Origin of the sequence: Pseudonocardia sp. (assembly GCF_050250275.1) — a bacterium.
Taxonomy (GTDB): Bacteria; Actinomycetota; Actinomycetes; order Mycobacteriales; family Pseudonocardiaceae; genus Pseudonocardia.
In genome coordinates this window covers 42,884-54,019 of record NZ_JBFWOY010000002.1, presented here as the reverse complement: position 1 = coordinate 54,019, position 11,136 = coordinate 42,884, and the positions used below count along the sequence as shown (strand labels likewise).

Below are 11,136 nucleotides of genomic sequence, written 5' to 3'. Positions count from 1 at the left end.
GTCAGCCGGTGGGCGCGGTCTGCGGTCCGACCCAGAGGTTCGCGATCGGCACCGGGTAGGTGCGCCAGGCCGGCCCCGCCACGACCGCGCCCTTGCGCTCACCGAGGTAGCCCAGGTAGCCCTGGTCACCGACGACGGTCTGGATCCGGCGCAGCAGGTCGTCGCGGGCGGCCGGGTCGAGGGTCACCGCGACCTGGTCGATCAGGGCGTCGAGCGCCGGGTCGGAGACCCCGGTGACGTTGTCCGGGCCGCCGGTGCGCACGTAGTTGAGCAGCGGAGTGACGTAGTCGCCGCCGAAGGAGATGAAGCCGTTGCCGCGGATCGCCGCCTGCCAGCCGGTGGGCTTCTCCACGGCCTCGGTGATGTCGGGGACCTGCGTGATCGTCACCCCCACACCCTGGCGGGCGAGCTGCGCCTGCACCGCGAGGGCGAGCGCCCCGGAGTCGGGCTGCTGCGGGTAGGTGAGCATGTCGAAGGTCAGCGGTGCGTTGTCGCGGGTGCGTGGGCCGTCACCGGTGCGGGTGAAGCCGGCCTGGTCGAGCAACGCTGCGGTCACGGCCGGGTCGAACGTCTGGGTCTTCTCCGCCCAGGGGCGGGAGTCGGCGTAGAGGCCGATGGCCGGCGAGTAGAGCCCGTTCATGACGTCGTCGGCCAGCTCGTCGTAGTCGATCGCGGCGTAGACCGCGCGGCGCACCAGCGGGTCGTCGAACGGGGCGCTGCGCTGGTTGAACTCCAACATGAACGTCGGCCCGGTCGAGTCGCCGGTCACGTAGAACGCGTCGGAGCGGCCCGACAGCGTCAGCGCGGTGGCCGTCGGCGGGTAGAGCGCGATGTCGGCCTCACCGGCCTGCACGGCCTGGATCCGGGCCGAGGCCTCCGGCACGAACTTCACCGTCACCGACGACAGCGGCGGCGGTCCGCCCCAGTACTGCGGCCAGGCCGAGAGCCGTGCGGCGGTCGAGTCCAGGGAGTCGACCCGGTAGGCGCCGGTGTAGAGCCCGGCCTCGAGCAGGTCGGCGGTCGCCGCCCCGGAGTCCTTGAAGCGCTGGTAGGCGGCGGCGTCGTAGACCGGGAGCATCGCCTCGTCGGCCAGCAGGAACGGCACGTTCGGGGCCGGCCGGGAGGTGGTGAGGGTAACCTCCGACGGTCCGGTCGCGGCGGCCGTCGCGCCGGGCAACGCCGCGCCGAACTCCTCGTTGCGCGCCAGCTGGTAGGTGATCAGCTCCGCGAGTGCGGCCCCGTCGAGGCGGCGGCCGTTCTGGAACGCGACGTTGTCGTTGAGCGTGAGCACCCAGGTCAGCGGGCTCGGGTTGGTGAGGGTGCGCAGGACCCACGGCGACGGGGCGCCGCCACGCTCTGGTCGCATCAGCAGCTCGACGTAGCCGAACTCGGGACCCCAGAACGCGTTCTCCAGCGGGTCGAGGTCGTCGATGGCGAACCCCGTCGTGAGGGTCAGCGTCGTCGGGGCGGACCCGGTGGTCGTGGGGCCACCCGTGGTCGAGCAGGCCGCGAGAATCGTCGCGGACGTGACGAGCGCGAGGAGCGCGAGTCGTCGGCGCGGGCGGACGGAGGTGCGCACGGAAAAGCCTCCAGCACTTCGATGGACGACCGGGTCGAGCGTCGTGGTCGGTCTCCTGGCTCACGGGCACGGTGCCACCGGGGCGCCGCGGCGCCGTCCGCCTTCCCGGGTAGGACCCGGTGGCTGCCGCGCCGGGGTGCGGCGTGGACGGAGCTGTCCCGAACACAGTGGCGAAGGCCGTGCCGGACTCCCACCGGCTTCCCGTTCACCACGACGGGGGGAACCTAACATTTGAACAAATGAACGTAAATAACTCGCGGGGCCGTAGACACTGCACCAGGCGGCAGGGATCCGGACCGACCCGGCTCCGTCGCTGCCGGTGGCGAGGTCGACGATGCCGGCGGCCACCGCTGCGGCCGAGCCGGCGGACGAGCCGCCGGGGGTACGGTCGGGCGCCCAGGGGTTGCGGGTGGGCCCGCGGTCGGTGCGGCCCCAGGTCTGGTGCCCGGGCCCGTGCGGCACCGACGTCGTGCCGATCGGCACCGCACCGGCCGCCACCAGGAGCCGGGTCTGGGCCGCCCGCATGCCGCGGGGGCCTTTCACCGCGATCGGCAGCCCCCGCAACGCGCCCGTCTGGGCCGACGAGACAGCGCCGGAGGATTCCGCACCCGGTGTCTCGGGCGGGTTCCCCGCGCGCGCTCCGACGAGGTCGACGGGATCGACGAGGTCGAGGAATGCACGCAGCCCCGGGTCGAGGACGCGGGCGCGCCCGAGCGCAGCAACCGCAGCACCGGTCCGGGGACCGTCGGCCGACCCGCGATGGTCGATGTCGACGGCGGGGTTCCTCCACGGGTCGGATGCGGTTGCGGTGACCATCGCCGCTCGGCGTTGCGGCGCCGGGAGGGTGTGCCCGTCAGCGCGAGGCCAGGTGCCGGACCACGGCGACCGGGCAGGCCGAGGTCCGCAGCAGTTCGCGGACGACGGGTGCGGCGGGCCCGTCGAGGCGGCGACCGTGCGCCCCGACCCCCACGACGACGAGCGCCGCCCCGTGCGAGAGCTCCGGCAGCACCTGGCGGGCGTCCTCGGCCCGGGCGACGTGCTCGGCGGGACCGACCCCCACCGTCTCGTCGGGTGGCACGTGCGCCGTCCCGGAGTGGACGACGACGAGCGGTGCCGCGCGGGCCGCGGCGGCGTCGACGGCGAAGCGGCGGGCCGCGTTGCCTGCGGCGGACCCGTCGGCGGCGACGACGACGGGCGCGCCGGGCAGGCCGGCCGTGTCGAGGTCGCCGCGGACGACGACGACCGGGGACATGGCGATCGCGGTGACGGTGACCACCATCGACCCGGAGAGGAAGGCGCTCACCCGGCCTCTCCCCCGCGTCCCGACGACGAGCACGCCGGCCCATTCCGACTCGGCCATCAGCACGAGCGGGGCCGACCCGCCGCGCAGCTCGCGGACGACCTCCAGGCCGGGCGCGGCCTGCGCGGCGACCAGGGCGGCCTCGGCCAGGGCTTCGGCGGCCGCGCCCGCGAGGGCGTCGCGGGTGCGGGCGGGGGCGACCTGTTCGACGCCGAGGGGCTGCAGCATCGGTGAGAGGGCCGCGGCGACGAGGCGCAGCGGCCCGCCGCGGCGGACCGCTTCGCCGGCGGCCCAGTGGGTGGCCTGCAGCGAGGCCGGTGAGCCGTCGACGCCGACCGCGACCGACCTGCGGATGTGGGCGATGATCTCGTTGACCACGGGGCGCCCTCCCGGTGAGTGGTGCAGGCTCCCGGAGTACCGCACATCGGCGCGCACCGCCACCCTCAGCGCCGGACGGCTCGGCGCAATGTCGGCCCGTTGACGAGCAGGACGATGCCCAGCAGCAGGACGCCGCAGACGGCCTGCTCCGCGCGCAGCCACACCGGGAACACCCCGGGCACGGAGATGACGACGACGATCGCGACCACCATGATCGCGGTGACGAGGCGCAGCCGCAGGAGTGCGCGTGGCGACCCGGCGGCGGAGCGGCGGGCGAGCGCCACGGTCACGCACGCGCTGAGGGCGACGACGACCTCGCGGACCCAGGCGGCGGTGGTGGCGACCGCGGGGTCGTCGCGCAGCAGCGCGGTGACGGCGAGGGCGACGACGCTGACCGTGAGGTAGGCGAGCGCCAGACCGACGACGGCGCGCCAGGTGCGGGCGGTGTTCCCGGTACCGATGACGGGCCTGTCCACGGCGTCCCCCTTCGGCATGTCCATGACGACGAGCCTGCGCCGGCACGCCCCGCCGGCACATCGGCGCCAGGGCCGATCTCCGCGCCGCCGCGGCTGCACCCCTGGGCGGAGGACGGATCTCCACCCTCGGTGCGATGCCGGGGCGCTGTGTCGGTCGTAGGGTCGGCGGGGTGAGCTCCGAGGACGCCGCCGCACCCGTGCTGGCCCGGCTCCGGTCGGTGCGGGGCGGCCAGGAGTCGGTGATCCGGTGGCTCGCGCGGCTCGCGCCCGTGCTGTTGGTGCTCTTCGTCGTCGCGGCCTGGCTCGCCGCCCCCGGGCTCGGGGTCTCGGGCCGGTCGCTGGTGGTGTCGGTCGGGACCGCGGTGTTCGTGGTGGCCGTCCTGGGACGCAATGCGACGGCGTCGGGCCTGGGCCGGGCGCACATCGGGTGGGTGGGGCTGATCGTCGCGGCGTCGGTCGCGCTGATGGCGGTGCAGCCCGACGGCCCCGGTGCGGCGGGGGTGCTGCTGGGGGCGCTGTGCGTGGCACGGTTGCTGCCGGGTCCGGTGGCGGTGCCCCTGCTGGTGGTGGTGTTCGTCGGGCTCGAGGTGTTCGAGGCGGTCACCGGCGGTGACTTCGGGACGATCGCGGTGCTGGGCGCGCTCGCCGCGGTGTACGGGATGATCTTCCTGGCCCACCGGTTGTCGGAGGCGAACCGGGAGGCCGAGCGGCTGTTGGCCGAGCTGCGTGAGCGTGAGGACGCGCGGGCCCGGGCGACGGCGCTGGCGGAGCGGCAGCGGCTGGCCAGGGAGATGCACGACGTGCTGGCGCACTCGTTGTCGGGGCTGATGCTGCAGCTGGAGGGCGCGCGCATGCTCGCGGCGGACGACCCGACCGACCCGCGGCTGCCCGCGGTCGTCGACCGGGCGCACCACCTGTGCCGCAGCGGTCTGGAGGAGGCACGCCGGGCGATCGGCACGTTGCGCGACGACGACCTGCCGGGCCCGGAGCGGCTCGGCGCGCTCGTCGACGGGTTCGTCCGCGACCACGGCATCCCCTGCAGCCTGACCGTCACCGGGGTCCCGCGCGAGCTGGGTACGCAGCAGCGGCTCGCGGTGTACCGGGTGGCGCAGGAGGCGTTGACCAACGTGGTGCGGCACGCGCGCGCGCAGCGGGTCGAGGTCACCCTGGCCCACGACGTCGGCGTCACCCGGCTGACGGTGCGCGACATCGGCGACGCACCGCCCGAGCCGGGGACGGGTGGCTACGGCCTCACCGGGATGCGGGAGCGGGCGGAGCTGCTGGGCGGGACGTTGGCGGCCGGCGCGACCGGCGACGGGTTCCGCGTCGTCCTGGAGCTGCCGGCATGAGCGGTTCGATCCGTGTGCTCGTGGCCGACGACCAGCGTGTCGTCCGTGAGGGGCTGTCGATGGTGTTGGGCCTGCTGGCCGACGTGGAGGTCGTCGGTACGGCGTCCGACGGCGCCGAGGCGGTGGCGCTGGCCGAGGCCCTGGACCCCGACGTGGTCCTGATGGACCTGCGGATGCCGCGCTGCGACGGAGTCGAGGCCACCCGGCTGCTGCGTGACCGTCGCCCGGTGGTGCGGGTCGTCGTGCTCACGACGTACTCCGACGACCGGTCCGTCGTGGACGCGCTGCGCGCCGGCGCGCGCGGCTACCTGACGAAGGACGCGGGCGGCCCCGAGATCCGGGATGCGCTGGTCCGGGTGCTGGAGGACCGGGCGGCGATCGACCCGGCGGTGCAGCACCACGTGGTCGACGCGCTGGCGGCCGCTCCCCCGGCGCCGGTGGCGCGCGACGATCGGCCTGCCGGGCTGACGGCGCGCGAGCTGGAGGTGCTGGTCCTCGTCGCGGAGGGTCTGTCCAACAGCGAGATCGGGGCTCGGCTCGTCGTGAGCGAGGGCACGGTGAAGAGCCACATGAACCATCTGCTGGCGAAGATCGGGGCCCGGGACCGCGCGCAGGCGGTCGCGTTCGCCTACCGCAACGGCCTGGTCCGGCCGTAGCGGTCGCGCGGTGCGCGACGGCGGCGGTCGCACCTCCTCCCCCGCCGGCCGGTCCGGCGCGCGCAGGTCAGGACCGGGTTGCGGCGGCCGGCGCCGTGCCCGTGAGCTCGGTGGCGTAGGCGTCCAGGCGGGCGGCGAGCTCGGCGGGGCGGCTCAGTGCGACGAGATGACCCCCCGCCATCTCGTCGACCTCGATGCCGAGCCTGTCGGCGACCTGGGCCCGCTGGAACGCCAGCGGGAAGAACCGGTCGTCGCGGCCCTGCAGGAACCGCGTCGGCACGTCCGGCCACTCGTCGAGCGGCCACGGCTTCGCGAACGGTGTCATCGCCTGGTCGGGCTCGCCGCGCTGCTCCGCCTCGACCCGCACCGCGTCCGGGACGTCGTGGAAGAACGCCGCCATGACGTCACCGGGATCGTCACCGTGCCGGGCGGCCTCGGCCGCGCGGGCCTGCTCGAAGCCGGTGTTCACCCACCACTCGCGCGGGGTCTCCCCCGGCCGCGGCACCATCGCGTTGAGCAGCACCAGCAGGTCGACGGGTGCGCGCGAGGCCACGAGCGCGGCGGTGAGCCCGCCCATCGACTGCCCGACGACGACGGTGCGCCCACCCGCCGGCGGCAGCGCGGCCCGGACGACCTCGGCGTACTCGTCGAGGCCCGCGTGCTCGTCGCCGGCGGGGAGGTCCACGGTCACCGTGTCGTGGCCGAGAGCGCGCAGCTGCGGCACCAGCAGGTGCCAGAACCACGCTTCCCCACCCGCGCCGGGAACCAGCACGAACGTCGTGCGCACATCGTCGGTCATCGCGGTGCTCCTCACCTTCGCAGTCGTCACCACCTAGGACGATGGGCGGCCCCGGAACTCATCTGTGACCCGCCGCCGGGCTCGCCGCCGGGACGCCCCGGTCGGACCGGACCGGCGTGGCACCGAGCCCGGCGGTGACGTGGTGCGGTCAGGCGGCGGTCATCGTCTGCACCGACAGCTGCTGTCCCGGCGGCGTGCCCGCGCATCCGGTGGCACCGTCCATCGGGACGAAGATCGACGCGGTCTCCCCCGGCGGGTAGACCCGCAGGCCACGCACCGGAGTGGGCTTGCAGACGGCCGCGTCGAAGTTCGCGACCTGCACGAACTGCACCTGCGCCTGTGACGACCGCCCCGGCGCCATCGAGATCTCCGGGCCGTGGGGCCCGTTCATCACCGCGGCCGGGCCGACCTGGTGCCCGTCGTCGCCCGCCACGTAGGACACGCCCGGGAAGCCCGTCAGCTCGCACGTGCGGGTGCCCTTGTTCGTGAACACGAGCGGCCGGTAGACCGAGCCGGCCCCGGCGTCGCCCTGTCCGAGGCTCAGCGACAGCTCCGCCGACGTACAGCGCGGCACGCCGGTCGTGCCGCCACCACCGGCCTGGTTCCCGGTGCCGGCTGCCGAGTCCGCGGGCGTGGTGGCGGGTGCGGTGCTCCCCGGGGCCGCCGTCGGCGCCGCGGGTGTGCCGCCGTTGACCTCGTCGGAGCCCCCGGAACAGCCCGCGAGCACGGCCGCGGCCGCGCAGGCTGCCAGGAGTGTCGCGATCCGTTTGTCGCGCATACGCATTTCGAGGTTCCCCCGTCTGATCGTCTTCCCCGACAAATGACGTCCGACGCGACGAAAGGTTGCTCCAGGACGTCGAACGGTTCGGCCGATCATCGTAGTTCATGATCGTTCGACCGGCCGCGGCGCGGCAGGACCAGCCGGATTACTGTCGGCCCGTGAGTGCCGGCGCCCTGCTGCTGTTGCTCGTCGCCGGGTTCGGGGCGGGACTGTCCGGGTCGATGGCCGGGCTCGCGTCCCTGTTCTCCTACCCCGCGTTGCTCGCCGTCGGGCTGCCGCCCACCACCGCGAACATGACCAACACGGTGGCGCTCATGGCGAGCTCGATCGGGTCGGTGGCCGGGTCGCGTCCCGAGCTGGCGGGCCAGGGGCACCAGGTGCGCACGATGGCCCCGGTCGTCATCGGCGGCGGCGCGCTCGGCGCAGCACTGCTGTTCCTCACACCGCCCGGCGGGTTCGAGAAGGTCGTCCCGTTCCTCGTCGGCGGTGCGTCGGTGGTGTTGCTGCTGCAGCCACGGATCCGCGCCGCCGCCACCCGGACAGCCGAGGGACCGTCGCGGCGCGCGCGGCTGCTGATGCTCGCCGGGCTCGGCCTCGTCGGCGTCTACGGCGGCTACTTCGGCGCCGCGGCGGGCGTGCTGATCCTCGCCCTGCTGCTCGTCGGGCTGCCCCTGTCGCTGCTGCGGGCCAACGGTCTCAAGAACGTCCTGCTGGGCCTCGCCAACGGCACCGCGGCGATCGCGTTCGCGTTCCTGGGCGACGTCCGCTGGGCCGCGGTGGCGCCGATGGCGGCCGGGGTCCTGGTGGGGTCGTGGGTGGGGCCGGCACTCGCCCGGCGCATCCCGGCGACGGTGCTGCGCATCGCGATCGGGCTGGCAGGCATCGGGCTGGCGGTCGTGCTGGCCGTCGACGCCTTCTGAGCCCGCGCCGGGAACGGCGGGGTCAGCGGCGCCCGGTCCCGGCCGTGACCGCGCCGGTGGTGCTGCCGCCGTGGCGGCGCAGCCACTCGTCGAGGCCACGCTGGATCGTCGGCAGGTCGGGACGCTTGGCGGGCTCGTTGCGCATCGCAGACTTGAGCAGCGACAGGTGCGCGCTGCGCCGCGGGAGGTGGCTGAGCTTCGCCCCGGCCGCGGCCGCACGCAGCCCCGACACCGCATCGGGATGCCCGCCGCGTGGCGGGAACCCGGCGAGGGCGTAGGAGACCGTGGCGGCGAGCTGCCAGCAGTCCGACGCCGGGCTGGCCTTCTTGCCGCCGGCGACCTCCGGCGCGAGGTAGTCGGGCGTGCCGAGGACGTAGCCGGCCATGGTCAGGGTGGCGTCGCCGGTGCGCCGGGCGATGCCGAAGTCGATGAGGTGGGCGACACCCGCCGGGTCGACGATGACGTTGCCCGGCTTGACGTCGCGGTGCAGGACTCCGCGGGTGTGCGCGGCGTGCAGCGCCCCCGCCACGCCGGACCAGACGCGTGCGGCGGCGGCGTCGTCGAGCGGGCCCCGCTGCTGCACCAGCTCGCCGAGCGAGGAGCCCTGCACGTACTCCATGACGATGACCATGCCGTCGAGCCCGGCCAGGCCCGGGTCGCTGCGGGCATGGACGAGGTCGAGAATGCGCACGCAGTTGGGGTGGCGCACCGCGGCGAGCGCGGCCGCCTCGCGGCGGATGCGCTCCTCGGTCTCGGCGTCGGGCGCGTGGGCGGCCTTGAGGGCGACGGTCGTGCCGAGCTTGGCGTCGTGGGCCAGGACGACCCGGCCGAACCCGCCGGCGCCGATGCGCCGGATGGGCGCGAACCGGTTGCCGCGCACGCGCCGCTGCACCGCGGCGGCCGGGAACGCCGGGGGTGGCACCGGCGCACCACCGGTGGGGGCGGGGGCGACCAGGGTGCGCGGCGGCGGGACCCGGGTCGGCGTCGTCGGCGGACGGACCGGCGGTGGCACCGGTCGGGACTGGGGCGCCGGGTCGTGGCGCTGCGCGGGGACGGGTGGGCCGCCGCGTGACGACGCGGCGCGCCGGTCGGCGGCGGGTCCGGGGTTCAGCGACCGGGCCACGACCTCCGGCCGGGGCGCCCCGACCATGGCGGTGAGCACGATGCCGACGAACGTCCCGAAGACCACCCCGATCCACAGGTGTTCCGACGACCCGGCGGGGGCGCCGACGGTGACCAGCGCGAGGGCGAGGAACGGGAGCCAGAAGAACCGGGAGGGCCACGCGGGCCCGCGGCGCAGCGCGAGCCGGATCTGGGCCAGCACGAACAGTGTCGCCACGATGGGGACGACGACGAGCAGCAGTACCGCGAGCCCAAGCCCGACGGGGGCGGACGGGTCGAACGCGTCGCCGACCGACCCGGCACCGAGGTACTGCGACTGCGGACCGGCCACACACACCTGGGTGCCGAGGTTGCGGACCTGGGCCGTGGTGAGCCCCGGGACGGTGCCGCCCGCGGCCGCGGCCGAGAACACCTGCCCGACCGCGGAGAACGCGAGCAACGGCAGCAGCCCGCAGGTGACGACGCCGATGAGCGCGAGCGCCCCGCCCTGGGCGGCGTTGTAGCGGGACCCGACGCGCTTGCGCAGGAGCGCGACACCGACGGTGCCGACGGTGGGCAGCAGCCCGACGGCGACGCCGAGGACGGTCGTGGCCCACGCCCAGGGGCCCGGGCACACGTCGGGGCCGATGCTGCGCAGGTTGTTGAGCAACCCGGCCAGAAGCGCGGCCAGCGTGTCCACGGCTCCCTGCCCTCCCCCGGTCCGTCCCGTCCACTATGTCAGGCGCCGGGCCGGGGGCGGCGCACCGCACGCGGCGGACCGGGCGGCACTACCCGTCAGTGGCCGGTCTGCCTGCGACGACCGGCCCGGGGATCGGCGCGGCGGTCGCCCCGGTGGTCGCGCTCGTGTCTCGTGTCGGGCGGACCGCGGTCGTGCTCGTGTCGGCCCGGTGGTCGTGCTCGTGTCGGGCGGACCGGGTGAGAGCCGGCGGGCGGGCCGGGGGCGGGCGGTGCAGGCTGGGGGCTCCCCTCCCCGAAGGAGCCTCGCGTGGGCCTCACCCGCACCTACGGACCGCTGTCGCCGACCGCGCCCGACACCGTCAACTACGCGATCGACGGGCCGCCGCACAAGCTCCTCGCGCACCCCTTCGAACGGCGGGTGCGGGCGGAGTTCGCCGGGCGCACCGTCCTCGACACCCGCGACGGGCTGCTGCTGCACGAGACCGCGCTGCTGCCCGTGCTGTACGTGCCGTTCGCCGACCTCGACGCCGACGTGCTCGTCGAGTCGGAGCACACGACGTTCTGCCCGTTCAAGGGCGACGCCGCCTACCACTCGCTGCGGGTCGGCGACCGGGTCGCCGAGAACGCCGTCTGGTCCTACCCGCGGCCGCGGCCCGCGGCGCCGTGGCTGGCCGGGCGCGCCGCCCTCTACTGGACGGCCTGCGATGCCTGGTTCGACGAGGACGAGCAGGTGTACGCCCACCTCACCGACCCGTACACGCGCGTGGACATCCGGCCGACGAGCCGCCACGTGCAGGTCCGCTGCGGCGACGTCGTCGTCGCCGAGAGCCGCGGCGCGACCCTGCTGTGCGAGACCGGGCTGCCGTGGCGCTGGTACCTGGGCGAGCAGGACGTGGCGGTGCCCCTGGAACCGAGCCCCACCCGCACCCGCTGCCCGTACAAGGGCGAGGCCTCCTACCGCGGGGTGCGGCTGCCCGACGGACGCCTGCTCACCGACGCCGCGTGGACCTACCCGGACCCGCTGCCGGAGTCGGCGCGGATCGCCGGGCTGCTGTCGTTCGACCACCCGGACCTGACCGTCGTCGTCGACGGCTAGCG

Annotated in this window: 10 protein-coding genes, 1 pseudogene and 1 riboswitch; of the genes and pseudogenes, 4 read left to right on the top strand and 7 right to left on the bottom strand. The window is 75.2% G+C overall.

Features of this window, described 5'->3' with window-relative positions; translation table 11 throughout:
- Position 1: 1 nt before the first annotated feature.
- The 4 genes and pseudogenes from AB7F12_RS02335 to AB7F12_RS02320 form a co-directional block, all read right to left on the bottom strand.
- A complete protein-coding gene (locus AB7F12_RS02335; protein ID WP_428516289.1) occupies positions 2 to 1,579 on the bottom strand; it encodes an ABC transporter substrate-binding protein in 1,578 nt (525 codons plus the stop codon).
- A gap of 27 nt (positions 1,580 to 1,606) precedes the next feature.
- Positions 1,607 to 1,822, bottom strand: a riboswitch (cobalamin riboswitch).
- Positions 1,823 to 1,852: 30 nt separating this feature from the next.
- Positions 1,853 to 2,104, bottom strand: a pseudogene (locus tag AB7F12_RS02330) (amidase family protein); the annotation flags it as partial.
- A gap of 328 nt (positions 2,105 to 2,432) precedes the next feature.
- Positions 2,433 to 3,257 (bottom strand): universal stress protein, encoded by an 825-nt coding sequence (locus AB7F12_RS02325; RefSeq protein WP_428500086.1) that lies wholly within the window; start codon positions 3,255 to 3,257, stop codon positions 2,433 to 2,435.
- Positions 3,258 to 3,322: 65 nt separating this feature from the next.
- Complete coding sequence (locus tag AB7F12_RS02320) at positions 3,323 to 3,757, bottom strand: hypothetical protein (protein WP_428500085.1); 435 nt, start codon at positions 3,755 to 3,757, stop codon at positions 3,323 to 3,325.
- Positions 3,758 to 3,903: 146 nt separating this feature from the next.
- Here AB7F12_RS02320 and AB7F12_RS02315 point away from each other — a divergent pair, with 146 nt between their 5' ends.
- On the top strand, positions 3,904 to 5,082 hold the full coding sequence (locus AB7F12_RS02315) for a sensor histidine kinase (protein ID WP_428500083.1): 1,179 nt from the start codon (positions 3,904 to 3,906) through the stop codon (positions 5,080 to 5,082).
- On the top strand, positions 5,079 to 5,738 hold the full coding sequence (locus tag AB7F12_RS02310) for a response regulator (protein WP_428500082.1): 660 nt from the start codon (positions 5,079 to 5,081) through the stop codon (positions 5,736 to 5,738). Before AB7F12_RS02315 ends, AB7F12_RS02310 begins: the two co-directional genes overlap by 4 nt.
- 67 nt (positions 5,739 to 5,805) lie before the next feature.
- On the opposite strand, the gene AB7F12_RS02305 is transcribed toward AB7F12_RS02310, so the two are convergent.
- Together AB7F12_RS02305 and AB7F12_RS02300 are read right to left on the bottom strand one after the other, a co-directional pair.
- On the bottom strand, positions 5,806 to 6,537 hold the full coding sequence (locus tag AB7F12_RS02305) for an alpha/beta fold hydrolase (RefSeq protein ID WP_428500081.1): 732 nt from the start codon (positions 6,535 to 6,537) through the stop codon (positions 5,806 to 5,808).
- Between the two features lie 148 nt (positions 6,538 to 6,685).
- Positions 6,686 to 7,321, bottom strand: a complete 636-nt coding sequence (locus tag AB7F12_RS02300; protein ID WP_428517852.1) for a DUF4232 domain-containing protein — start codon at positions 7,319 to 7,321, stop codon at positions 6,686 to 6,688.
- Between the two features lie 155 nt (positions 7,322 to 7,476).
- On the opposite strand from AB7F12_RS02300, the gene AB7F12_RS02295 reads away from it, so the two are divergent.
- Positions 7,477 to 8,238 (top strand): sulfite exporter TauE/SafE family protein, encoded by a 762-nt coding sequence (locus tag AB7F12_RS02295; RefSeq protein ID WP_428500079.1) that lies wholly within the window; start codon positions 7,477 to 7,479, stop codon positions 8,236 to 8,238.
- A gap of 22 nt (positions 8,239 to 8,260) precedes the next feature.
- On the opposite strand, the gene AB7F12_RS02290 is transcribed toward AB7F12_RS02295, so the two are convergent.
- Entirely contained in the window at positions 8,261 to 10,039 is a 1,779-nt protein-coding gene (locus AB7F12_RS02290; protein ID WP_428500078.1) for a serine/threonine-protein kinase, read from the bottom strand.
- Positions 10,040 to 10,345: 306 nt separating this feature from the next.
- Here AB7F12_RS02290 and AB7F12_RS02285 point away from each other — a divergent pair, with 306 nt between their 5' ends.
- Entirely contained in the window at positions 10,346 to 11,134 is a 789-nt protein-coding gene (locus AB7F12_RS02285; RefSeq protein WP_428500077.1) for a DUF427 domain-containing protein, read from the top strand.
- Positions 11,135 to 11,136 lie beyond the last annotated feature (2 nt).